Source organism: Streptomyces sp. NPDC102258 (assembly GCF_055584685.1).
Window position 1 is genome coordinate 58,478 of record NZ_JBVJLO010000002.1, and the last position, 22,387, is coordinate 80,864.

Annotated in this window: 20 protein-coding genes; 6 read left to right on the forward strand and 14 right to left on the reverse strand. The window is 73.8% G+C overall.

What is annotated here, in order from left to right:
• Positions 1-25 precede the first annotated feature (25 nt).
• Positions 26-541 carry a rhodanese-like domain-containing protein gene (locus tag ACZ6ZT_RS03470; RefSeq protein ID WP_469715127.1) on the forward strand — a complete coding sequence of 172 codons (516 nt, stop codon included), beginning with the start codon at positions 26-28 and terminating at the stop codon, positions 539-541.
• 90 nt (positions 542-631) lie between these two features.
• On the opposite strand, the gene ACZ6ZT_RS03475 is transcribed toward ACZ6ZT_RS03470, so the two are convergent.
• From ACZ6ZT_RS03475 to ACZ6ZT_RS03490, 4 genes are all read right to left on the reverse strand, one after another.
• The gene (locus ACZ6ZT_RS03475; RefSeq protein ID WP_469715129.1) at positions 632-2,341 is read right to left on the reverse strand and encodes a DUF885 domain-containing protein; all 1,710 of its coding nucleotides are present in this window, start codon (positions 2,339-2,341) and stop codon (positions 632-634) included.
• 127 nt (positions 2,342-2,468) lie between these two features.
• Positions 2,469-3,905 (reverse strand): GNAT family N-acetyltransferase, encoded by a 1,437-nt coding sequence (locus ACZ6ZT_RS03480; RefSeq protein ID WP_469715131.1) that lies wholly within the window; start codon positions 3,903-3,905, stop codon positions 2,469-2,471.
• A gap of 171 nt (positions 3,906-4,076) precedes the next feature.
• The gene (locus ACZ6ZT_RS03485; RefSeq protein WP_469715133.1) at positions 4,077-5,666 is read right to left on the reverse strand and encodes an alkaline phosphatase D family protein; all 1,590 of its coding nucleotides are present in this window, start codon (positions 5,664-5,666) and stop codon (positions 4,077-4,079) included.
• 106 nt (positions 5,667-5,772) lie between these two features.
• A complete protein-coding gene (locus tag ACZ6ZT_RS03490) occupies positions 5,773-6,693 on the reverse strand; it encodes an alpha/beta fold hydrolase (RefSeq protein ID WP_469715134.1) in 921 nt (306 codons plus the stop codon).
• 341 nt (positions 6,694-7,034) lie between these two features.
• Between ACZ6ZT_RS03490 and ACZ6ZT_RS03495 the strand changes: the two genes are divergently transcribed.
• Positions 7,035-7,787 (forward strand): GntR family transcriptional regulator, encoded by a 753-nt coding sequence (locus tag ACZ6ZT_RS03495; protein WP_469715136.1) that lies wholly within the window; start codon positions 7,035-7,037, stop codon positions 7,785-7,787.
• A gap of 600 nt (positions 7,788-8,387) precedes the next feature.
• Here the strand turns inward: ACZ6ZT_RS03495 and ACZ6ZT_RS03500 are convergent.
• The 3 genes from ACZ6ZT_RS03500 to ACZ6ZT_RS03510 form a co-directional block, all read right to left on the reverse strand.
• On the reverse strand, positions 8,388-9,542 hold the full coding sequence (locus tag ACZ6ZT_RS03500) for an ROK family transcriptional regulator (protein ID WP_469715138.1): 1,155 nt from the start codon (positions 9,540-9,542) through the stop codon (positions 8,388-8,390).
• Between the two features lie 101 nt (positions 9,543-9,643).
• The gene (locus ACZ6ZT_RS03505) at positions 9,644-10,294 is read right to left on the reverse strand and encodes a response regulator transcription factor (RefSeq protein WP_469715140.1); all 651 of its coding nucleotides are present in this window, start codon (positions 10,292-10,294) and stop codon (positions 9,644-9,646) included.
• 4 nt (positions 10,295-10,298) lie between these two features.
• On the reverse strand, positions 10,299-11,474 hold the full coding sequence (locus ACZ6ZT_RS03510; RefSeq protein WP_469715142.1) for a sensor histidine kinase: 1,176 nt from the start codon (positions 11,472-11,474) through the stop codon (positions 10,299-10,301).
• A gap of 108 nt (positions 11,475-11,582) precedes the next feature.
• On the opposite strand from ACZ6ZT_RS03510, the gene ACZ6ZT_RS03515 reads away from it, so the two are divergent.
• From ACZ6ZT_RS03515 to ACZ6ZT_RS03525, 3 genes are read left to right on the forward strand one after another with little or no spacing between them, the layout of a single operon-like run.
• Complete coding sequence (locus tag ACZ6ZT_RS03515) at positions 11,583-12,497, forward strand: ATP-binding cassette domain-containing protein (RefSeq protein ID WP_469715144.1); 915 nt, start codon at positions 11,583-11,585, stop codon at positions 12,495-12,497.
• A gap of 20 nt (positions 12,498-12,517) precedes the next feature.
• Positions 12,518-13,270: an ABC transporter permease gene (locus ACZ6ZT_RS03520; protein ID WP_469715146.1), complete on the forward strand. Its 753-nt coding sequence runs from the start codon at positions 12,518-12,520 to the stop codon at positions 13,268-13,270.
• A gap of 40 nt (positions 13,271-13,310) precedes the next feature.
• Positions 13,311-13,736 (forward strand): hypothetical protein, encoded by a 426-nt coding sequence (locus ACZ6ZT_RS03525; protein ID WP_469715148.1) that lies wholly within the window; start codon positions 13,311-13,313, stop codon positions 13,734-13,736.
• 168 nt (positions 13,737-13,904) lie between these two features.
• Here ACZ6ZT_RS03525 and mug read toward each other — a convergent pair whose 3' ends face one another.
• The 6 genes from mug to ACZ6ZT_RS03555 form a co-directional block, all read right to left on the reverse strand.
• Positions 13,905-14,450: a G/U mismatch-specific DNA glycosylase gene (gene mug / locus ACZ6ZT_RS03530; protein WP_469715810.1), complete on the reverse strand. Its 546-nt coding sequence runs from the start codon at positions 14,448-14,450 to the stop codon at positions 13,905-13,907.
• Complete coding sequence (gene purB / locus ACZ6ZT_RS03535) at positions 14,447-15,880, reverse strand: adenylosuccinate lyase (protein WP_469715150.1); 1,434 nt, start codon at positions 15,878-15,880, stop codon at positions 14,447-14,449. The genes mug and purB overlap by 4 nt, the downstream gene beginning before the upstream one ends.
• A 71-nt stretch (positions 15,881-15,951) precedes the next feature.
• Positions 15,952-16,734, reverse strand: a complete 783-nt coding sequence (locus ACZ6ZT_RS03540; protein ID WP_469715151.1) for an SGNH/GDSL hydrolase family protein — start codon at positions 16,732-16,734, stop codon at positions 15,952-15,954.
• An 82-nt stretch (positions 16,735-16,816) separates the two neighbouring features.
• On the reverse strand, positions 16,817-17,836 hold the full coding sequence (locus ACZ6ZT_RS03545) for a hemolysin family protein (RefSeq protein WP_469715153.1): 1,020 nt from the start codon (positions 17,834-17,836) through the stop codon (positions 16,817-16,819).
• Positions 17,833-19,185 carry a hemolysin family protein gene (locus tag ACZ6ZT_RS03550; RefSeq protein ID WP_469715154.1) on the reverse strand — a complete coding sequence of 451 codons (1,353 nt, stop codon included), beginning with the start codon at positions 19,183-19,185 and terminating at the stop codon, positions 17,833-17,835. The genes ACZ6ZT_RS03545 and ACZ6ZT_RS03550 overlap by 4 nt, the downstream gene beginning before the upstream one ends.
• Before the next feature lie 334 nt (positions 19,186-19,519).
• Positions 19,520-20,563, reverse strand: coding sequence for a YncE family protein (locus tag ACZ6ZT_RS03555; RefSeq protein WP_469715156.1), 1,044 nt, complete (start codon positions 20,561-20,563; stop codon positions 19,520-19,522).
• 143 nt (positions 20,564-20,706) lie between these two features.
• Here ACZ6ZT_RS03555 and ACZ6ZT_RS03560 point away from each other — a divergent pair, with 143 nt between their 5' ends.
• Entirely contained in the window at positions 20,707-21,615 is a 909-nt protein-coding gene (locus ACZ6ZT_RS03560) for a LysR family transcriptional regulator (protein WP_469715157.1), read from the forward strand.
• Here the strand turns inward: ACZ6ZT_RS03560 and ACZ6ZT_RS03565 are convergent.
• A complete protein-coding gene (locus ACZ6ZT_RS03565) occupies positions 21,612-22,274 on the reverse strand; it encodes a class I SAM-dependent methyltransferase (RefSeq protein ID WP_469715159.1) in 663 nt (220 codons plus the stop codon). The two genes, ACZ6ZT_RS03560 and ACZ6ZT_RS03565, sit on opposite strands and share 4 nt — an antisense overlap.
• Between the last annotated feature and the right edge of the window lie 113 nt (positions 22,275-22,387).

Here is a 22,387-nt window from a genome sequence, read left to right on the forward strand (position 1 = left end):
GCCGAAGCTTCGTAGATTCTCCGACATGACGACGAACGCGCAGGTCACCGACATCACCGCCCCCGCCAACCCGGTGCTCCGGGTGCCGCCCGCGAGCCCGGCCGCCGCGGCCGCGTACTTCGCCGCGAGCCTGGCCTTCCACGCGGACGTCTCCGATGTCGCCTCCGCCTTCGCGGCCCACCGCGAGCGGGGCGCCGAACCGGGCTTCCAGCTGGTCGACTCCCGCTCCACCCCCGCCTGGGACCAGGCCCACGTGCCCGGGGCCGTGCACCTGCCCACCGCGCGGATCCCGGCCGAGGCCGAGCGGCTCCTCGACAAGGCGCTGCCCGTGGTGACCTACTGCTGGGGCCCCGGCTGCAACGGAGGCACCCGCGCCGCCCTGGCCCTGGCCGAACTCGGCTTCCAGGTCAAGGAGATGCTCGGCGGCATCGAGTACTGGATCCGGGAGGGCTTCGAGGTCGAGACCTGGCAGGGCACGGAGCGGCGCGACGGCGCCGACCCGCTCACCGCCCCCACCGACTCGGACGACTGCGGCTGCTGAGGCGCGTACGGAGGTTGCCGAGGTCCGTACGGAGCTGCCCGGGGTGCGTACGGACGCGAGCCGGCCGCCCGCGTCCGTACGGCCCGCGCGTCAGAGCTTCGAGAGCTCGTCCACCAGGTCGTCCAGGCCCAGCGAGCCCTGCGACAGCGCCGCCATGTGCCACGCCTTCAGGTCGAAGGAGTCGCCGTGCGCGGCCCGGGCGTTGTCCCGGCCCAGCAGCCACGCGCGCTCGCCCAGCTTGTAGCCGATCGCCTGGCCGGGCATGGACAGGTACCGGGTCAGCTCGCTCTCGACGAACTCCGCCGGCCGGCCGCTGTGCAGCCCGAAGAACTCCTGGGCCAGCGCCACCGTCCAGCGCTCGCCCGGGTGGAACGGCGAGTCCGCCGGGATCTCCAGCCCCAGGTGCATGCCGATGTCCACGATCACCCGGGCCGCCCGCATCATCTGGCAGTCCAGGTAACCCAGCCGCTGCTCGGCGTCCTTGAGGTAGCCCAGCTCGTCCATCAGGCGCTCCGCGTACAGGGCCCAGCCCTCGGCGTTGGCGCTGACCAGGCCGACGGTGGCCTGGTAGCGCGAGAGCCGGTCGGCCACGTGCGTCCACTGCGCGAGCTGGAGGTGATGGCCCGGAACGCCCTCGTGGTACCAGGTCGAGACCAGGTCGTACACGGGGAAGCGGGTCTGGCCCATCGTCGGCAGCCAGGTCCGGCCCGGCCGGGAGAAGTCCTCCGACGGGTTGGTGTAGTACGGCGCCGCCGCGCCGCCCGCCGGGGCGATCATCGACTCGACGCGCTTGACCCGCTCGGCCAGGTCGAAGTGGGTGCCGTCGAGGTTCTCGATGGCCTCGTCCATCAGGCCCTGGAGCCAGTCGCGGACCTCGTCCACGCCCTCGATGTGGGTGCCGTGCTCGTCCAGGTGCCGCAGCGCGTCCCACGGGTCCGGGTCGCCCGGCAGGATCTTGGCCGCCTCGGCCTTCATCTCCGCCAGCAGCCGGTGGTATTCGGACCAGCCGTAGGCGTACGCCTCGTCCAGGTCCAGGTCCGTGCCGTTGAAAAAGCGCGACCAGCGGGCGTAGCGCTCGCGGCCCACCGGGTCGGGCGCGTCCGCGACCGCCGGGGCGTACACGTCCCGCATCCAGTCGCGCAGTTCCGCCACCGCGGCGGTGGCGGTCGCGGCGGCTTCGTCCAGTTCGGTGCGCAGGGAATCCGGGCCGTCGGCGGCGAACGCGCCGAAGAAGTCCCGGGAGCCGTCCGCGCCCTGGCCCGCCCAGGTGGTGAGCTGCTCGACGAAGGTGGCGGTGGGGCGGGGGCTGCCGTACAGCCCGCGCTCCAGGCCGAGCGCGAGGCTCTCGCGGTAGCCGGCGAAGGCGGCCGGTACGGCGCGCAGCCGCTCGGCGATCGCGGCCCAGTCCTCGTCGGTGTCGGCCGGGGTCAGCGTGAAGACCTCGCGGACGGCGTGCGCGGGGGAGTGGATGTTGCTGACCGCGCGGAGGTCCTCGTCGGCTTCGTATACGGCGAGTTCGGCGTTCAGCCGCTCGCGCAGCAGGCGGCCGCAGCGGCGTTCGGCGTCGGTGTCCGCGCCGGACAGCCGCTCGGCGGCGTCCAGCCGGGCGAGGGTGGCGCGCGACAGGTCCGCGGCGGCGGCGCGGCCGGCGGGGGAGTAGTCCGGCAGCTTGCCGGAGCTGGCGGCGATGCCGAGGTAGGTGCCCTGGATCGGGTCGATGGCGATGAGGTCGTCGACGTAGGCGTCGGCGACCTGACGGGGCAGACGCGCTGCGCTGTCACTGTGGAGGGTCTCTGACATGCGGCCATCTTCGTACGAGGGACGCCCCCGCGTCATCACCGTTTGGCCCCGGGCTCCTGTCGGGATCCGCCGCGCCGCCCGCGAACGGCCCCGGAACGGCTCGGATTCCGGGGCGGCGCGGGGGCGGTCAGCGGGGGCTGCGGGGCTCGTACGGGGCCTGGGCGCTCGGGAGTTCGTAGGGCAGGCGCGAGGGGACCGGGGTCGTGTCCAGCCGGGCCGTGATCACGAGCGTGCCTTCCTCGATCTGGTAGTCGAGGGGGAGGCCGAGGCCGCGCATCGCGGCGACCATGCCGGTGTTGGAGGCCTGGGTGACGGCGTACACGCTGTCGCACCCGGTCTCGACGGCCATCGCCAGCAGACGGCGCAGCAGCTCCGAGCCGATGCCGCGGCGCTGCCAGTCGTCCTCGATGAGCAGGGCCACCTCGGTCTCGTCGCCGTCCCACAGCAGGTGGCCGAGGGCGACGAGCTTGCCGGAGGCGGTGGTGGCGGCGAGGGTGCGGCCGAAACGGGGGCTCAGCAGGTGGCCGAGGTAGCGGTCCGCGTCGGCGACCGGGCCGTGGTAGCGCAGGCCGAGGGTGCGTGCGCTGCAGCGGTCGTGCATGGCGCGGGCGGCCGGGAGGTCGGCGCCGTCGGCGCGGCGCACGGTGATCTCGTTGCCCTCGGGGAGGGTCAGGACGTCGTGGCTGCGCGGGACGCGGGGGCCGAGGCGGGCGTCGAGCTCGACGAGGGCCCGGGCGCGGGCGAACTCGGTCGGGGTGAAGGGCAGGTGGGGCCGCTCGATGGTGATCGCGCCGCCCGAGGGGTCGCGCAGCCGCATCGACGTGGGCTCCAGGACTCCCTCGACGGGGGCGTCGGCGCCGGCGTTGGGGCGGCCGGAGAGGGTGGTCGCGGGGATCGAGTGGATGGTGCAGCGGCCGAGGAGCTGGCGCAGGGCGAGCGGGAGTTCGGCCGCGTCCAGGGCGGTGCGGGTGGCCAAGCCGAGGACGCGGGTGGGGGTGTCCACCAGGTCGTGGGCGTCGGCGCGCTCGATCCAGGTGCTGTGGCCGCCGGCCCGGGCCACGGCGCGGGTGAGGTCGCCGGAGGGCAGCTGCTGCGGGGCGCGCAGCAGGAACTCGTCGACCGTGCCGCCCTCGGGGAGCGGGTGGGTCTGGAGGTTCAGGATGTCGACGCCGTTCCCGGCGAGCGCCGTGCAGAGCGCGGCCAGGCTCCCGGGCTCGTCGCGTACGGTCGTCCGCATCCGCCAGAGGGTGGCGGTGGTGGCGGGGGAGGCCGCGCCGGTGGCCGGGCGCGGCGCGGGATCGGAGGGGGCCGGGTCCGGCTGCGGCGGCGCATGGCTGTGGCGGCGGGCCCACCAGGTGTGGAAGGCCGCCGTGATGATCAGCGCGACGGCCGAGGCGACCAGCAGGACGGGGCCTTCGGGGCCGTGCGCGACGAGGTTCGCGAGGCCGTCGGCGACCGCCACGGCGCAGAAGAGGGCGGCGAGTTCGACGAGGTCGTGGCGCCAGTGGTGGGGGCGGTGCGGGCGCGGGGCGGCGGAGGCGGCGGCGGGGGTACGGTCAGTCATGCACACCACTGTGGCCCAGGGGTGTTGCGTGATCACGAACGCTCTGTGACCGACTGGTTAAGTGTCGATCTGGCCTATTTCCTCCGGTTTTCGGGAGGATTTCCGATGGGGGCGCGGGGGGCGGAACGGGGGCCCGGAGGGCGGCGGGCGGTCCGGCGGCGGGCCCGTGCCTCACGACTGTCCCACGCGGCCCGGCTGGAGCACCTGGGTGAAGAGTACGCCGCCGCCCTGGCGGCGCAGCCGGACGGTGAGCTCGCCGCTGCCGCCGTCGATCTCGACCTCGCCGTAGTACGGGGGGTTCTCGGCCGGGGACATGTTGGCGACCGGCGCCGACTGCACGTACGCCGTACGCGGTCCGAAGGTGGCGTCGAGCCGCCCGGCCGGGAAACCGCCCGCGCCGACGGGCCCGGACACGAACTCCCAGAACGGCGCGAAGTCGCCGAAGGCCGCGCGCTCGGGCGCGTAGTGGTTGGCGGCGGTGTAGTGGACGTCGGCGGTGAGCCAGAGGGTGCCCGTGATGTGCTGGTGCTTGATGTGGCGCAGGAGGTCGGCGATCTGGAGCTCGCGCCCCAGCGGAGCCCCCGGATCGCCCTGAGCGACGGCCTCGAAGTCCACCGCCCCGTCGGGCACGACGATGCCCAGCGGCATGTCGGCGGCGATCACCTTCCAGGTCGCCCGGGAACGCACGAGCTCCCGCTTCAGCCAGGCCAGTTGCTCGGCGCCCAGGATGCCGACCGGGTCGTCGGTCTGCCGGCCGGGGGAGTTGGCGTCCCGGTAGGTGCGCATGTCCAGCACGAACACGTCCAGCAGCGGGCCGTGCCGCATCACCCGGTACATCCGGCCCTCGGCGCGCCCGCCGCGCAGGTCGGTGACCGCGAAGTACTCGCCGAAGGCCCGGCGGGCCCGGCCCGCGAGGGTGTCGACGTCCCTGACGGTGTAGCGCGGGTCGTCGATCAGCTGGCCCGGGTACCAGTTGTTGCGCACCTCGTGGTCGTCCCACTGGGCGAGGACGGGCACCTGGGCGTAGAACTCGCGCAGGTTGCGGTCGAGGAGGTTGTAGCGGAAGTTCCCGCGGAACTCGGCGAGGGTCTCGGCGACCTTCGCCTTCTCCTCGGTGGTGACGTTGTGCCAGATCCGCCCGTCGGGCAGCGGTACGGCGGCCTGGATCGGCCCGTCGGCGTAGATCGTGTCGCCGCTGAAGAGGAAGAAGTCCGGGTCGCGCAGCCGCATCTCCTCGAAGACGCGGTAGCCGCCGATCTCGGGGTTGATGCCCCAGCCCTGGCCGGCGAGGTCGCCGGACCACAGGAAGCGCACGTCACCGGAGCGGGAGACGGGCGTGGTGCGGAAGGTGCCGCGCACCGGCTCGCCGGAGCGGCGCGGGTCGTCGGGGTCGGTGAGCACGACCCGGTAGTGGATCTGCCGCCCGGGCGGCAGGTCGCGCAGGGTGGCGGTGCCCGTGAAGTCGGTGGCGGGCCCGAGGAAGGGGCCGCCGTGGCGGCGCACGCCGTAGCGGAACGACTCGCTCGGGGAGGTTTCCACGTACATGCGCGCGGGCCGGTCGGAGCGCGTCCACACGGTGGCCGAGTGGGAGGTGATCTCGCCGGTCTGCGTCCCCCAGAGGGCCGCCGGGCGGCCGGAACGCGCGAACGCCGGGGCCCCGGAGGAGGCCGCCAGGGCGGGCGCGGCGAAGGCCGTGGACAGGGCGAGCCCGAGCGGGACGGCGAGGGAACCGCCGAGCAGGGACCGTCGGGTGTGCGGCATCGGGGCCATCGTGCGTCTCCAGGGGCCGGCGGGGGCGGGCCGGACCAGTGTGCCGCCGCACACCGGACCGGCCGCGTCTCCCACGCGAACCCCGGATGAACAGCCGTCAGCCGGTCATGGCGGGACGGGACTTGGCCGAGCCGTGTGACGCGCCGGCCGCACCGGGCCGGGCGGCTCCGGTGGGCGCGGCGGATCCGGCCCGGGCGGTGTCGAGGATCACGCGGGAGACCAGCGCCGGATCGTCGTTCATCGGCACGTGACCGCAGCCGGGCAGCCGGACCAGCCGCGCGCCCGGCACCGTCCGCTTGGCGCGTACGCCCTGGCGCGGCAGCAGCAGCCGGTCGCGGCTGCCCCACGCGATCGTGACGGGGATCCCGGGCACGTCGTCGGTGAACCGTACGGATCCGCCCGCGGTCAGCGTCTCCTCGAAGCCGGTGGCCTCCCGCAGGGCGAGCGTCTCGGCGACCACGGCCGCGGGGGAGCGGCGTGCCGGGCGGGCGTAGATGGTGCCCGTGAGCGCGGCCCGGCCGGGGCCGCTGAGCGAGAGCCGCTCCAGGGCGGCCCGGGGCAGCACGCGCGCGCCGGCCCGCATGGCGCGCAGGGTCGCGAAGGCGTAGCGCCGTTCGGCCTGCGACCAGAACCCGGCGGGGGACAGGGCGGTGACCGAGCGGACGAGACCGCTCCGCCCCATTTCGAGGGCCAGCAGCCCGCCCAGGGAGTTGCCCGCGACGTGCGGGCGCGCGACACCGAGCGCGGCGCAGAGCGCGCCCAGGGCGTGGGTGACGGTGACGAGGTCGTAGGGAGTCCCCGCCGGCAGCGGGGCGGAGGCGCCGAAGCCCGGCAGGTCGACGGCGATGACGTCGTGGTCGGCGGCCAGGATGTCGGTCACCGGCTGCCAGGCCTGGAGGTGGTGGCCGATGCCGTGCAGCAGGAGGAGCGGTTCGCCCGCGCCCTTGCGCTCGTAGGTGACGGTGGCGGGGCGGGGGCCGAGCGGCGAATCGATCGTGAAGGAGACCGTGGCGGTCATGCTGCTCCTCGTCGGTTGAACCGTGTGAGACAGGCCGTCAGTAACGACTGCTCCCATGATTACCGCCCGGTAGCCCTCCGCTACAACCCTCCGGAGGGGGTGGGGCGCGGCGGGGCGGTCGCAGGGGCGGCGAGAACATCCTGTGAACGGCTTGCGACATATGCCCGATCTGCCCGGCAAAGGGGTGAGGATTGGTCTTGACCAAGGGGGTGCGCCGTCCTATCGTCGCAGGGATAGTGCAGGAACCTTTAATAAACAAAGGCACGGAACTGCGGCGCGCAACGGCGACGCGGAACGGCCGCTCGGACACGGCGCTGGCGGCGATCGCAGGAGGAGTCAGGGTGGGGACCACGCAGCTCGAATCGGTGCCGGAGCCGAAGTACTTGCACCTGAAGACCGTGCTCAGCGACGCGCTCGACCAGGACTTCGCCGTCGGCGAGGTGCTGCCGAACGAGCGTGAGCTCGCCGCCCGCTTCGGCGTCGCCCGCGCCACCCTGCGTCAGGCCCTGGAGCAGCTGGAACTCGAAGGCCGCCTGCAGCGCCGCCGCGGCGTCGGCACCACCGTCGCCCCGCCGCGCGTGGGCGTCGCCGTCGGCAGTACGGGGCACAGCTGGCCCGGCGAGAGCGCCGACGGCTGGGAGCCCGTGGACGCGACCGAGGCCGTACCCGGCACCGCCGTCCTGAAGCTCCTCGGCACCGCTCCCGGCGGCCCCGTGCACGTCGTCCGCCGGACCCGCGTCACGCAGGGCCAGGCCGTCGCCGCCGAGCTGCTGTACGTCCCCGCGGCGTCCGTGCCCGGGCTCTCCGCCATCGACGCCCCCGCCGGACCGGCACGGGCGCGCGCCGTCCTGCGGGAACTCCAGCGGCTCGCGCTCGACGGCCAGGACCGCTCCGTCGAGCTGGGCTCCGCGCGCGCCGACGACGCCAAGGAGCTGGACCGCCTCCCCGGCGCCCCCGTCCTGCTGGTCACCACCCGCTACTTCACCACCGAGGGCACCGCCGCCGTCTCGGTGGCCACCTACCGCGCCGACACCTGCCGCCTCACCTTCGGCGACACCGGCGTAGAAATCACCGAAACCCGCGCCGCCTCCTAACCCCCCGTCCGGCGCCCGCCCCCGGCCCGCCTGACCGCCCGGCCACCCCGCTCGTAGCCGGGGCCGTCCGGTGGCCCGGGGCCGTCCGGTAGCTCGGGGTCGCGAGGTCGACGGGCACGGCCGGGTGCCTGGTGGCTGTCCCCGCATGCGGGCTGCCTGAGGCTGAGGTTCCGTCAAGTCCGCGAGGGCGAGCGGGCGCGTCCTGACCCGCCCTCTCCGCCGCTCGCTGCCCGGCCCGCCTGGCCACCCGGTTCCGCCTGGCGGCCTGGGACCGCGCATGGCCGCCCGGCCGACCCGGCTCGTGGCCGGGGCCGTCCGGTAGGCCGGGGTCGCGGGGTCGACGGACACGGCCTGGTGGCTGTCGCCGCATGCGGGCTGCCTGTGGCCGGGGTTCCTCGAAATCCGCGCGCGTTCGGACCCACCCTCCCCGCCGCTCGTTGCCCAGCCCGCCTGGCCGCCCGGTTCCGCCGGGTCGCGCGGGGTCGCCCGGCCGAACCGGCTTGTGGCCGGGGCCGTCCGGTGGACCGATGGGAGGCCATCGCCAGGTGGAGGGGCGGCGGGACGGGCCGCGGCTCGGGGGCTTCGAACCGGCCGGACAGGTCAGCGGCGGGCGGTGACCGTCTTCTCCACCGCGAACAGTTCTTCCTCCACGTGCTCCAGCGCCAGCCGCAACGCTCCCGTGGCCACCGCCGCCTCGCCGAGCAGCGACAGCGCCACCTTCGGCGGGCGCAGGCAGTACCGCTCCAGCTCCCGCCGCAACGGTTCGAGGATCCCGTCAAGCCCCGCCGCCCAGCCGCCGACCACCACCAGCTCCGGGTCCATGGCCAGTGCCAGCGCCGCCACGTCGTGCACGAGGCGCTGGAGGAACCGCTCCACCGCGGCCACCGCCCGCTCGTCACCCCGCTTGGCCATCGCGAACACCTCGGCTACGGCCGGCTCGTCCAGCGGGTGCAGCGGCTCGCCCGTCGTGGAGAGCAGCCGCTCCGGCGTCGCCTCGCGCCCCAGCAGGTGCAGCGCGCCGATCTCACCCGCCGCACCCCCGAAACCCCGGTGCAGCCGCCCGCCGATCAACGAGCCCGCGCCCGGACTCAGCCCGGCCATCACGAACACGATGTCGTCCGTATCCCGTGCCGCGCCCTTCCAGTGCTCGGCGACGGCCGCCGCGTTGGCGTCGTTCTCCACCCGCACGGGGCAGCGGAACGAACGCCGCAGCCGCTCCCCGAGCGGCAGCCCCGTCCAGCCGGGCAGGGCCGTTCCGAGGCGCACCGTGCCGTCCGCCTCCACGATGCCGGGGCTGCCCACACCGACCGCCCGCAGGGAGTCCCGGGGCACACCGGCCCGGCGCAGGAGATCCGCCACCGCCGTCCTGACCCGCTCCAGCCGCTCGTCGGCCGACGCCGTCTCGGCGACTTCCTTCGTCCCGGCTCCGATCACGCGGCCGTCCAGCCCGGACAGCAGCACCGCGACCCGGTGCGAGCCGATCTCGATGCCCAGCAGGTGCCCGGCCTCCGCACGGAAGCGGAAGCGCCTCGCCGGTCGTCCCTGGCGGCGCGCGCCCTCCTCCGCACCGGCCTCCATCACGAGCCCGGTACCCATCAGCCCCTCCACGACCCCCTCGACGGTCGGCCGGGAGAGCCCGGTCGCTCGGGTGAGGTCGGTGAGGGTCGGCGATTCGGCCGCGCGCAGTGCCCGGAGCACCACGGCCGAATTGATCCGCCGGAGCAGAGAGGGATCCCCGCCGGTCAGCTGCCCCAACGTGTGTCCTCCCAGCTAGCGGCCCTGTCAGCCGGATCGTACTGCGCGCCCGGCGCGGCGGCGAGGAGCAGCCCCCCATCCGCCGGAATCAGCCCCTCCTCTCAGGCCGGGGAGACGAACCCCGACTCGTAGGCGGTGATCACCGCCTGGGTGCGGTCCCGGGCCCCGAGCTTGCCCAGAATCGCGCTGACATGTGACTTCACCGTCTCCGTGCCGACGATCAGCTCCCTGCCGATCTCCACATTGGTCAGGCCCCGTGCCATCAGCCTCAGTACCGCCTCCTCCCGCTCGGTCAGCGCCGCCTCCCGCAGCGCCGCCCGTGCCTGCCGGTTGCCGTACTCGGCGGCCAGGGCCCGTACCGCCGCCGGGAAGAGCAGCGTCTCGCCCTCCGCCACCAGCCGGACCGCGTGGACGATCTCCGAAGGCCGGGCCCGCTTGAGGAGGAACCCGTCCGCGCCGGCCCGCAACGCCTGGTAGACGTACTCGTCGTTCTCGAAGGTGGTGACCACGAGGATCTTCGGCGGCGCGTCCACCGAGCGCAGGACCGCCCGGGTCGCCTCGATCCCGTCGAGCAGCGGCATCCGCACGTCCATCGCGACCACGTCCGGCCGCAGCCGGCGCACCAGCGGGATGACGGAGGCCCCGTCCGCGGCCTCACCCACCACCTCGATGTCGGGCTGTGCTTCCAGGACGGCACGCAGACCCGCGCGCACCAGGGGCTCGTCGTCGACGAGCAGTACGGTAACCGGCATCCGATCAGCGTATTCGCTCCAGCGGCAGCCGGGCGCGCACTCTCCAACCACCCTCGTGGGGGCCGGTGTCGGCCTCGCCGCCGAGCAGCGCGGCCCGCTCCCGCATGCCGCGCAGGCCGCTTCCGCCGCCCGTCATGACCGGGGGGCGCTCCGGCAGCGGGTTGGTGACTTCCAAGTCCAGCCGGTTCACCGCCATCTCGATCCGTACCTTCACGGGCACGGGACCGCAGTGCCGCAGCACGTTGGTGAGCGCCTCCTGCAGGATCCGGTAGCCCTCCCGGGTGACCGGGCCAGGCAACTTATCCAGCGGACCGGTCAGCTGCGCGTCCACCGCGGCCCCCGAGGCGCGGGCCGATTCCAGCAGCCGGTCCGCCTCCGCCAGGGTCGGCCGCTGCGACGGCGGCCGCGCCGACTCCCGCAGGACGAGCAGCACCCGCTCCAGATCCTCCAGCGCGGCCCGGCCCGTTTCCTCGATCGCGTTCAGGGCGCGGTCCGTGAACTCCGGATCGTTGGCCGCCCGCGCCGCCCCGGCCTGGACCACCGCCACGGTCAGCGCGTGCCCGATGGAATCGTGCAGCTCGCGCGCGATCCGCGTCCGTTCCAGCAGTTGTTCCGTACGCGCCTCCAGCGCCGTCAGCCGCTCCGACGCCGACGGCCCCAGGAGCTGCTTCGCGATGACGGTGATCAGATCGCCCAGCAGGACCACGGCCAGGAGCATCACGACCAGGGGCACGGGTGCGAGCAGAGCGGCGACCCAGGGCGACGGAGTGAAGGGCACGGCCATGTCGGAGTCCAGTGGGTGCCCGACGGCGATCGTGACGAGCTCCACGGTCGTGACCGGGAGCCACACGGTGGCGAACATGGCGACGCCGCTCACCACCAGCCGCACCTCCAGCCAGAGCACGGTACGCCAGCGGTCCGTCCAACGGGCCGAAGGCGCCGAACTGATGGCGCTCTCCTCGCTGCCCCGGTCCTGCGGAGTCAGCAGGAACTGGGCCTGGAGCCCCTCCGCCAGCCGTACCCACGGCACGAACCCGAACGGTATGACGATCAGCAGGGGCATCCACGGCCGGCCGGGGTTGATGAACATCCACAGGGCGAGGAGCAGCAGCGGGACGCACAAGTGCAGCCAGCGCGAGTACGTCACCGGCCGGAACGGGGCACGGATGAGTCGGATCATGCCCTCATCGTGGCAGGGGCCGAGGTGGTGGCGTCTCCCCCACGTGGGGGAGACGCCACCCTCGCATGGGGGAGGGGCGAGGGTGGGCCCGGCGGCGAATCTTGAGCCATGAACCGCATCGAGATCCGCGAACTGACCAAGGACCATGGCAAGCACCGAGTGGTGGACCATCTGACCTTCGACGTGCTGCCCGGGAGGGTCACCGGCTTTCTCGGACCCAACGGGGCCGGCAAGTCCACGACGCTGCGCCTGCTGCTGGGCCTGGACCGGCCGACCTCCGGCACCGCCACCATAGGAGGGAGCCGGTTCACCGAACTGAGCAGGCCCCTCCGCCAGGTGGGAGCCCTGCTCGACCCCCAGGCGGCCGCCGCGGGCCGCAAGGCCCGGGACCATCTCCTCGTGCTCGCCGTCAGCAACGGGATCCCGCCCGGCCGGGTCGATACGGTCTTGGAGCAGACCGGCATCGCCGCTGTCGCCCACCGCCGCGTGCGCACCTTCTCACTCGGGATGCGCCAGCGCCTGGGCCTAGCGGCCGCCCTGCTGGGCGACCCGGCCGTGCTCCTGCTGGACGAGCCGACCAACGGCCTCGACCCGGAGGGAATCATCTGGATCCGCGAGCTGATGCGCGGCCTCGCCGCCGAGGGGCGGACGGTGTTCGTCTCCAGCCACCTGATGGCCGAGTCCGCGGCCTTCGTCGACCACCTCGTCGTGCTGGGACAGGGAAGGCTGCTCGCCGACACCTCGCTGGAGGAGTTCATCGACGCCCGCAGCAGCCCCAGGGTGCGGCTGCGGACCTCGGATCCGGGGCGTTTGGAAGCCGTTCTGGCCCGGGAGGGCCTCCAGTTGGTCGCGGCCGGTGAGGGGCGCTGGACCGTCGAGGGGATACGGGCCGAGCACATCGGCTCCCTGGCCGCCCGTGAGGGCATTCCCGTCCTGGAACTGGCCGACGAGAGGGTCTCCCTGGAGCGGGCCTACCTCGACCTCACCGCCGACCGCACCCCGTACTCCGCCACCGCCGCCTGAACCCGATGGGAGCCACCGCCGTGACCGCCGCCGCTCTGCCCACCGTCTCCGTCCTGCACTCGGAGTGGATCAAGATACGAACCGCCCGTCCCGTCCTGGGATCACTCCTCGCCGTCTTCGCCGCGACGGCCGGCCTCACCGTTCTGACCGCTGCCGCCATAGGCACGTCGGAACCGGGCGCCATGGGGGAAGACCGTCTGCTCGGCGCCTTCTTCGGCGTCAACTTCGGGCAGATAGCGGCCGTCGCCTTCGGCACCACCGCCTTCGCCGGCGAGTTCCGCAACGGAGCCCTGCGGGTCTCGCTGACCGCCGTACCCAACCGGACCCGGCTGTACCTCGCCAAGGTGGCCGCGGTGGCTGGACCGGCCTTCGTGGTCGGTGAGTTCACCGGACTGGTGACCTTCACCGCCGGCCAGGCTTTCATGGGGGACTCCGCCCTCTCGCTGGGCGACCCGGGGGCGCTGCGGGGCGTGTTCGGAAGCGGGGTGTACCTGACGCTGATCGCCCTGCTGGCGGCTGGCCTGACCGCGCTGGTGCGCAGCGGCACGCTGGTGCTGAGCCTGCTCATACCCTTCCTGCTCATCGTTCCCTTCGTGGTCGGCCAGGTCGTCGGGGGCGCGGGGCAGTTCATGCCGGACCGGGCCGGGCAGGCCGTGATGCGGATGGAAGCCGAGGGGGCGCTCGGTCCGTGGACGGGGCTCGCAGTGACCGGGCTGTGGGTCCTCGCGGCCCTGGCGGCGGGCTGGCTGGCCGTGCGGCGGCGGGACGCGTGACGCCGGGCCAGTTGTCAGTGGGCACCTGAATACTGACGGCATGACCACGGCACAGCATCTCGACCTGATCGACCGGCTGCGGGCCCAGAGTTTCGTGGACACGCCGGTGCGTCTCGGCCGGCACAGCAGCGGCCCGGGGCACCACCTGGTCCGACTGGAGGAGACCGGGGACTTCCGGGATGGAGACGGCGCGGGCCGGGCGGAGGCCGCCGACCAGATCAGCGCCGACTACGCGGCTCTCACCCAGGCACTGACCGGGCGTTGGGGAGTACCGCTGGTCTTCACGCTGCGGTCGCCGGCCGTCCCGGAGGAGATACCGGAACCCTGGGAGGAACTCAGGAACACCACCGACCATGTCCACGTGTGGCGGGCCGGGGACCGGTGGCTGGTGGCCTGCGTGACCGAATGGGGCGAGGAGGACTCCTGGGCCCTGGTGGCGGCGATCACCGTCACCGATCCTCCCTAGCTCCCGAACGGCGGATCAGGGCGGTGGCCGGGCGGGGCAGGCGGTCTGGCCGGGCCGGAGGGCAGCGGAGGGACGTCACCCGCGCCAGGCCGGCGCCCGGTGGCGGGCCGGCGGTTCGGCTTCGTTCACCAGGAGCCACCGGGGGCGAGGGCAGGGTGGTGCGGGGGATCAGGGCGTGTGCGTCTCCGCCGCTTCGCGGAGGCGGGCGTACTCCTGGGCCATGGTCTCCGCGGTCCAGTGGGCGTTGAGGCCGCTCGGGTTGGGGAGGGCCCAGATGCGGGTGGGGCCGATGGTGCGGGCCTGGGGGCCGATGGCCGCCCGGCGGTCGCCGAAGGCCGTGCGGTAGGCGGTCACGCCGACCACCGCGAGCCAGTCGGGGCGCAGCCGTTCCACCTTCTCCGTCAGGATGCGGCCGCCCTCGATGAACTCCTCCGCGCTCAGTTCGTCGGCACGCGCGGTGGCACGGGCGACGACGTTGGTGATGCCGAGGCGGTAGGTGAGGAGTTCCTCCTGCTCCGCCGGGGCCAGCCGGCGGGGCGTGAAGCCGGACAGGTGCAGCACCGGCCAGAAGCGGTTGCCGGGGCGGGCGAAGTGGTGGCCCGTCGCGGCGGAGAGGAGACCCGGATTGATCCCGCAGAAGAGCACGCGCAGACCGCCCGCGACCACGTCCGGGATGACGCGGCCACGGGCGGCTTCGAGTTCGTCGGGAGTCAGAGGATCGACCCCGGCGCGTACCCGGCGGCTTCCGGGTGCTCCTTGGCGATGGCCTCGATCCGCGCGACCACGGTCGCCACCTGGTCGCCCGCCGCGCCCGTGAAGGACAGCTTGTCGGCCATCAGGGCGTCCAGCTGCGCGCGGTCCAGCGGCATCCGCTCGTCGGCGGCCAGCTTGTCCAGCAGCTCGTTGCGCTCGGCGCCCTGCTCGCGCATGGCGAGAGCGGAGGCCACCGCGTGCTCCTTGATGACCTCGTGGGCGGCCTCGCGGCCCACCCCGGCCCGCACCGCGCCCATCAGCACCTTGGTGGTGGCGAGGAACGGCAGGTAGCGGTCCAGCTCGCGGGCCACGACGGCCGGGAAGGCGCCGAACTCGTCGAGGACGGTCAGGAAGGTCTCCAGCAGGCCGTCGAAGGCGAAGAACGCGTCGGGCAGGGCCACCCGGCGCACCACGGAGCAGGAGACGTCGCCCTCGTTCCACTGGTCGCCGGCCAGCTCGCCGGTCATCGAGGCGTAGCCGCGCAGGATGACCATCAGGCCGTTCACGCGCTCACAGGAGCGGGTGTTCATCTTGTGCGGCATCGCGGAGGAGCCGACCTGGCCGGGCTTGAAGCCCTCGGTGACCAGCTCGTGGCCCGCCATCAGGCGGATGGTCTTCGCGATCGAGGAGGGCGCGGCGGCCAGCTGCACGAGGGCGGTGACCACGTCGTAGTCCAGCGAGCGCGGGTAGACCTGGCCGACGGAGGTGAAGGCCTGGGCGAAGCCGAGGTGCGCGGCGATGCGCTGCTCCAGGTCGGCCAGCTTGGCGGTGTCGCCGCCCAGCAGGTCGAGCATGTCCTGCGCGGTGCCGACCGGGCCCTTGATCCCGCGCAGCGGGTAGCGCGCGAGGAGGTTCTCCAGGCGGTCGTAGGCGACCAGCAGTTCGTCGGCGGCCGTCGCGAAGCGCTTGCCCAGGGTGGTCGCCTGCGCGGCGACGTTGTGGGAGCGGCCGGCCATGACCAGCTCGGCGTGCTCGCCGGCCAGCTTGCCGAGGCGGGCCAGGACGGCGACCGTACGGTCCCGGGCCAGTTCCAGCGAGAGGCGGATCTGGAGCTGCTCGACGTTCTCGGTGAGGTCGCGGGAGGTCATGCCCTTGTGCACGTGCTCGTGACCGGCGAGGGCGTTGAACTCCTCGATCCGGGCCTTCACGTCGTGCCGGGTGACCTTCTCGCGCTCGGCGATCGAGGCGAGGTCGACCGTCTCCAGGACGCGCTCGTAGTCGGCGAGGGCGGCGTCCGGGACCTCGATGCCGAGGTCCTTCTGGGCGCGCAGCACGGCGAGCCACAGCCGCCGCTCCAGCGTCACCTTGTACTCGGGGGACCACAGGACGGCGAGCTCCGCGGAGGCGTAGCGGCCGGCCAGGACATTGGGGATGCGGGGCTTGGCTGTCACGTGTAGGGATTCTACTTGGGCCGCGGCTGTGCGTTTACGCAGGTGGGGGCAGGGCCCGCGGTTGTGGATTGCTACGAGGGCGGCGGGGACGCGTACGGCAGCAGTTCCGGCCGCTTGGCGGGGCGGCCGTCGCCCGAGGAGCGGCCCGTCAGCCGGCGGCCGATCCAGGGGAGCAGGTGCTGCCGGGCGAAGCGCAGGTCCTCGGTCCGCCGCAGCTGCCAGCCCGGGGGCACGGCGGCAGGCAGCCCGGCCCGCCAGTCCTCCTCGGCGGGCAGGCCCAGGGCCTGCCACACGGCCTCCGCCACCCGGCGGTGCCCCTCGGCGCTCAGGTGGAGCCGGTCGACGTCCCACAGGCGCGGATCGCCGAGCACCGGGGCCCCGTACAGGTCCACCAGCAGCGCGCCGTGCCGCGCGGCGAGCTCTTCGAGGATGCCGAAGAGATCCTCCATGCGCGGCCGGAAGCGCTCCATGACCGGCCCGTTGCGGCCCGGCGAACGCATCAGCACCAGGTGCTTGCAGGAGGGCGCCAGCAGGGCCACGGCCTCCTCCAGGTGGCTGCGTACCCGGCCCATGTCGACCTTGGGCCGCAGGGCGTCGTTCAGGCCGCCCACCAGCGTCACCACATCGGCGCCCATCGCGGCGGCCACCGGGGCCTGCTCACCGGCGATCTGCCCGATCAGCTTGCCGCGCACCGCGAGGTTGGCGTAGCGGAAGCCCGGCTCGCGCGCGGCGAGCCGGGCGGCCAGCAGGTCGGCCCAGCCTCGGTAGGAGCCGTCCGGGAGCAGGTCGGACATGCCCTCGGTGAAGGAGTCGCCGACCGCGACAAAACTGGTGTACGAGGCATTCATCTCCATGGCGGAGCGATGCTACCGCGCGGTACCCCGGCCCCGCGGGGCCGGGGCCGGGCAGCAGCGGCCCCGGGCGTCGTGGTGGCCGTTACGCCGACGCGGGCCGGCCGAACAGCTCGCGCAGGACGTCCTCCATCGTCACCAGCCCCGTCATGGTCCCGTCCGCCCCGAGCACGGCCGCCAGGTGCGTCCGGTTGTGCCGCATGGCGGTCAGTACGTCGTCCAGCGGGGTCTCCGCCCGCACCTGCGCGATGGCCCGCAGTTCGGAGCGCGGGAACGGAACATCCCGCTCCAGCGCGTCCAGGGCGTCCTTGACGTGCAGGTACCCGAGGATCCGGCGCTGCGCGTCCACGACCGGGAAGCGGGAGTAACCCGACTCGGCCGACAGCCGCTCCAGCCCGGCCGGGGTGATCCCCTCCCGGGCCGTGACCACCCCGTCCACCGGCAGCACGACATCGGTGACCGGGCGCCGCCCCAGCTCCAGGGCGTCGTGCAGCCGCTCGCGCGCCCGGCCGTCGATGAGCCCCGCGTCACTGGAGTCCTTGACGATCCGGGCCAGCTCGTCGTCCGAGAACGTCGCCGAGACCTCGTCCTTCACCTCCACCCGCAGCAGCCGCAGCAGGGCGTTGGCGAAGGCGTTGATCGCGAAGATCGCCGGCTTCAGGGCGTGGGTGAGGGTCACCAGCGGCGGTCCGAGCAGCAGCGCGGTGCGCACCGGCTCGGACAGCGCCACGTTCTTCGGCAGCATCTCGCCGAACAGCATGTGCAGGTACGTCGCCAAGGCCAGCGCCACCACGAAGGAGATGGCGTGGGTCAGCCCGGAGGGCACCCCGACGAGGTCGAAGACCGGGGCCAGCAGGTGTGCGATGGCCGGTTCGGCGACCGCGCCCAGCACCAGCGTGCACAGCGTGATGCCGAGCTGGGCCGCCGCCATCAGGGCCGACACGTGTTCCAGGCCCCACAACACGGCGCGGGCCCGGCGGTCGCCCTGCTCGGCGTACGGCTCGATCTGGCTGCGACGGACCGAGATCAGCGCGAACTCCGCGCCGACGAAGAAGGCGTTGACGACCAGGGTCGCCAGGCCGATCAGCAGCTGGATGGCGGTCATCGGCCCTCCTCCGTACGGTCGTCGCCGTCATCGCCGCCGGCGGGTTCGGCCGGGGCGCGCAGCAGGACCCGCGCGGCGCGGCGCCCGCTGGCGTCGACCACGTCCAGGTGCCAGCCGTCCAGCCGCAGGCTGTCGCCGACGGCCGGGATCCGGCCCAGTTCGGTCGCTATCAGCCCGGCGAGCGTCTCGTACGGGCCGTCGGGGACGCGCAGTCCGATCTGCCGGAGCTGATCGGTACGGGCGGAGCCGTCGGCGGAGTACAGGGCCCGCCCGGACTCGTCCGTTCCGGCCGGGGCCAGGTCGGAGGTCTCGTGCGGGTCGTGCTCGTCGCGCACCTCGCCGACGACCTCCTCGACGATGTCCTCCAGCGTGGCCACGCCGGCGGTGCCCCCGTACTCGTCGATCACGACGGCCATCGTCCGCTTGCCGGAGAGCCGGTCCAGCAGCCGGTCCACCGTCAGGGACTCCGGTACGAGAAGGGGCTCGCGCAGCAGCCGCGCGACGGGATGGCGGTGCCGCTCCTCGGCGGGCAGCGCCAGTACGTCCTTGATGTGGACGGTGCCGACGACGGTGTCGAGGCTGCCCCGGTAGACGGGGAAGCGGGACAGGCCGGTGGCCATGGTCGCGTTGGCCACGTCCTCGGCGGTGGCCTGCACGTCGAGGGCGGTCACCTGCACGCGCGGGGTCATGACGTTCTCCGCGGTGAGGTCGGCGAGGTTCAGGGTCCGCACGAACAGCTCCGCGGTGTCCTTCTCCAGCGCGCCCGCCTTAGCGGAGTGCCGGGCCAGGGCCACCAGCTCCTGCGGGCTGCGGGCGGAGGCCAGCTCCTCGGCCGGCTCCATGCCGAACCGCCGCACCAGGTGGTTGGCGGTGGTGTTCAGATGGCTGATCAGCGGCTTGAAGGAGCGGCTGAAGACGCGCTGGGCGGTGGAGACGCGCTTGGCGATGGCCAGGGGAGAGGAGATCGCCCAGTTCTTCGGCACCAGCTCGCCGACCACCATCAGGACGACGGTTGACACGGCCGTGCCCAGGATCAGCGCGGTGGAGGAGGCCGCCCCGGCCGACAGGCCCATGGCCTCGAAGGGGCCCTGGAGCAGGGCGGCGATCGAGGGCTTGGAGATCATGCCGATGACCAGGCCGGTCACGGTGATGCCGAGCTGGGCCCCGGAGAGCTGGAACGTGAGGCTGCGGACGGCCGCCAGGGCGCTGTCGGCGCCCCGCTCACCGCGCTCGACGGCGCGTTCGAGCTCGCTGCGCTCGACCGTGGTCAGGGAGAACTCGGCCGCGACGAAGACGCCGCAGGCCAGGCACAGCAGCAGTGCCACGACGAGCAGGAGCACTTCGGTCATCGCTCGGTCACCTCCGTCCCATGATCAGTCAGGAGGCGGAGAGCCGCGCGGGGCCGCGTGCGGTGACGCGGGCGCGTGCGCGTACGGGGATGTCGGGGACTGGGAGGCTCGCCCATGGGCGGACGCTCACACCTTTCGTCGGAGGGGTCGATGCACCCATGGTAAAGGAAAGGCAAAGGGTGCGCGTCGGACTTTCGGAGGATACGAGAGGAGCCGTCTCGCGGAGCGGAAGCCGGTGGCGTCCCGTCGTCCCGGCGCGCTCGGCCGCCGATCATGACCGACCCGCGAGGCGCCGGGTCGAGCCGTTCGCCCGACCCGCGCCGCCGCCGGTTCCTCAGGCCGGGCGGGGGACGTACGCCATGCCGTGGGCGCCGGGTTCGCCGCGCCGGTCGACGTCGAGGCGGGCCACGGGCAGCAGCGTCTCCAGGTCGATCACGTCGACGGTGGAGGAGACGACGTTGGCCACGTACGCGAGCCGGCCGTCGGGGGAGGAGGTGATGGTCAGGGGGAACAAGCCGACCCCGACCTCCCCCAGCCGCTCGCCGCTCGCGGCCCGGAACACCGTCAGCCGGCCCGGCGCCTGGCGACCGAGGCGGGACGCCGGATCGGGGGTCACGCAGACCTCGCCGGCGAGCAGCAGCCCCGTCGACGTCAGATGCACGGGGATGACCGTGTCCTGGGTCGGCCAGACGTCCACGACGCGGGCCGACCGCCCGTCCACCACCCGGATCCCGTTGACCGGCCGGTCGCCCTCCACGGAGAAGTAGGGCGCTCCGACGTAGGCCAGCGAGCCGTCGGCGGACACGGCCAGGCCCTCGCTGCCGGGCACCTCGGCCTTGCCCGTCAGGACCCCCCTCTCCAGGTCGACGACCGAGACGAACGGCGCCTCCTTGTTGGTGGCGTAGCCGGTCGTCCCGGCCGCGTCGATGGCGAACCAGTGCGGGCCGGGCGCGTCGGTGTCGATCCTGCCCAGCGGCTCGCGCGTCCGGGTGTCGACCACGACGACACCGCCGGGCCGGTCCGCCGAGCCCTCCACGCTGACGTACAGGCGCCCGCGCGCAGCATCCAGCGCCAGCCCGTGCGGCCCGTGTTCGGGCGCCAGGTCGATGACCTCGACGACGCGGCGCGTGTCGGGATCGATGACGATCAGTTCGGTGCGCCGGCCGCTGTTCGCGTGGTAGTAGCCGCTGCGGTAGGCCGAGGCGCACCACAGCAGGCGCTGCGTGGGGTCGAAGCACAACTCGTGCGGTTCGGCGAGGACTTCCACGGTGCCGAGGAGCGCGTCGGAGGCGGCGTCGAAGAACGAGACCGTCGGCCCGCTCTGACTGACCACGGCCAGGACGTCGCCCGTACGGTCGGCGCGGGAGAGCTGCTGCATGAAGGAACCCCTGAACGATCGGAAGAAGAGCCGCCCGCGTCTTCGCGGACGTCCTCACTCTCCGCGCCCGGAGGCTCCGAAACCATGCAAAGATCGGCATCGAATAGTTGCCCGCTGCGTAAAGACCCAGTTCAGGAGCGGTCTTGGATCTGAATCTGCTGCGCGTCCTGGACGCCCTGCTCCAGGAGAACAGCGTCACCCGCGCCGCCGAGCGGCTCGGCACCTCCCCCGCGGCGGTCAGCCGCGCCCTGGCCCGGCTGCGCCGTGCGGCGGGCGACCCGCTGCTGGTGCGAGCGGGCCAGGGCCTGGTGCCGACGCCGCGCGCCGTCGAACTGCGCGAGGAGGTGGCGGCGCTGCTGCGCGGCTGCGACGACGTCCTGCGGCCCGGGGCCGGGTTCGACGCGGCGCACCTCCAGCGGACCTTCACCGTGCAGGCCGCCGAACTGCTCGTGGCGGGCCTGGCCGGGAGCCTGACGGAACGGATCCACGCCGAGGCCCCGAACGTCGACGTGGTCTTCCTGCCGGAGGCGGTGGAGGGCGGACCGGCGCTGCGCCAGGGCCTTGTCGACGTGGAACTGGGCGTCCTCGGGCACCTGGACCCGGAGATCCGGACCCGGCACCTCACCCGCACGTCCCTGGTCGGCGTCGCCCGGAGCGGGCACCCCCTCTTCGACGGGCGGATCGACGCCCGCCGCTTCGCCGCCGCCGACCACATCGGCATCTCCCGGCTCGGCAAGCGCTTCGGCCCCATCGACGGGGCGCTCGCGGAACTCGGACTGCGCCGCCGGACCGCCGTCGTCGTGCCCAGCCACACGAGCGCGATGCTGCTCGCCCGTGAGAGCGACCTGGTCGCGCTCACGCTCGCCGACTGGCTCCCCGGCACCGTCACCGCGCTGGGGCTGCGGACCTTCCCCATCCCGCTCGCCCTGGAGCCCCTCGACATCGGCATGGCCTGGCACCCCCGCAACTCGGCCGACCCGGGGCACCGCTGGCTCCGCGACCTGCTGGCGACCGCACTGCCGACTGCGCCGGCGGACGCCGCCGCGTCCTAGTCGAGCGAGCGGCGGGCCGAGCCGATCACGCAGTACGAGGTGGGGAGGGCCGGGCCGCGTTCCGGGAGGCGGAAGGAGCGGTGGGAGACGATACGGAAGCCGGCCGCCTCGATCGCGGCGAGCGGGTCGCGGGCGGTGTGGCAGCCGCCGAAGAGGCGGGGCCACACGGTCCGGTCGAGCGTCCGCTGGACGGCGGCCATGCCGGGGCCCGGCGCGAGGCCGTGCTCCAGGAACCGCAGCTCCGCCTCGGGCCGCAGCACCCGGTGGAGTTCGGCGAGGGCGCGCGGGAGGCTGCGTACGGTGCACAGCACCAGGGAGGCCACGGCGGCGTCGAAGGCCTCGCTCTTGACCGGGAGCGCCTCGGCGACGCCCGGTACGAGGTCCACGGGCACCTCGGCGCGCAGCGCGGCGGCGGCCGCGAGCCGGCGCAGGGTGCGCTCCGGTTCGACGGCGACGACCTCGGAGACGGCGCGCGGGTAGTGCGGGAAGTTCAGGCCGTTGCCCGCGCCGATCTCGATGACGCGGCCGGACAGGCCGTGGAGGAGTTCCTCCCGCAGCGTGCCCAGGCCGGCGCGGGTCTCGGCGGCGGTGCTGGCGCGGGCGTAGAAGCGGGCGAAGCACGGGTGGTGGACCGGATCGGGGGGAGGTGCGGGCGGCATGGCGGACCTCCGGACGCGGATCGGCAGCGGGTGCGGGCGCTCGGGCCCTGGGGGGCTGTTCCCCGCGCCGGCGTGCCGCGAAACCGGAACTCCGGCAACCGCGGCGGTCCGGC

Bases quoted from the DNA above. Each gene is read 5' to 3' on its own strand.
- ACZ6ZT_RS03470 (WP_469715127.1), top strand. From the start codon at position 26: ATGACGACGAACGCGCAGGTCACCGACATCACCGCCCCCGCCAACCCG.
- ACZ6ZT_RS03475 (WP_469715129.1), bottom strand. From the start codon at position 2,341: ATGTCAGAGACCCTCCACAGTGACAGCGCAGCGCGTCTGCCCCGTCAG.
- ACZ6ZT_RS03480 (WP_469715131.1), bottom strand. From the start codon at position 3,905: ATGACTGACCGTACCCCCGCCGCCGCCTCCGCCGCCCCGCGCCCGCAC.
- ACZ6ZT_RS03485 (WP_469715133.1), bottom strand. From the start codon at position 5,666: ATGCCGCACACCCGACGGTCCCTGCTCGGCGGTTCCCTCGCCGTCCCG.
- ACZ6ZT_RS03490 (WP_469715134.1), bottom strand. From the start codon at position 6,693: ATGACCGCCACGGTCTCCTTCACGATCGATTCGCCGCTCGGCCCCCGC.
- ACZ6ZT_RS03505 (WP_469715140.1), bottom strand. From the start codon at position 10,294: ATGCCGGTTACCGTACTGCTCGTCGACGACGAGCCCCTGGTGCGCGCG.
- ACZ6ZT_RS03510 (WP_469715142.1), bottom strand. From the start codon at position 11,474: ATGATCCGACTCATCCGTGCCCCGTTCCGGCCGGTGACGTACTCGCGC.
- ACZ6ZT_RS03515 (WP_469715144.1), top strand. From the start codon at position 11,583: ATGAACCGCATCGAGATCCGCGAACTGACCAAGGACCATGGCAAGCAC.
- ACZ6ZT_RS03525 (WP_469715148.1), top strand. From the start codon at position 13,311: ATGACCACGGCACAGCATCTCGACCTGATCGACCGGCTGCGGGCCCAG.
- ACZ6ZT_RS03540 (WP_469715151.1), bottom strand. From the start codon at position 16,734: ATGGAGATGAATGCCTCGTACACCAGTTTTGTCGCGGTCGGCGACTCC.
- ACZ6ZT_RS03545 (WP_469715153.1), bottom strand. From the start codon at position 17,836: ATGACCGCCATCCAGCTGCTGATCGGCCTGGCGACCCTGGTCGTCAAC.
- ACZ6ZT_RS03550 (WP_469715154.1), bottom strand. From the start codon at position 19,185: ATGACCGAAGTGCTCCTGCTCGTCGTGGCACTGCTGCTGTGCCTGGCC.
- ACZ6ZT_RS03555 (WP_469715156.1), bottom strand. From the start codon at position 20,563: ATGCAGCAGCTCTCCCGCGCCGACCGTACGGGCGACGTCCTGGCCGTG.
- ACZ6ZT_RS03565 (WP_469715159.1), bottom strand. From the start codon at position 22,274: ATGCCGCCCGCACCTCCCCCCGATCCGGTCCACCACCCGTGCTTCGCC.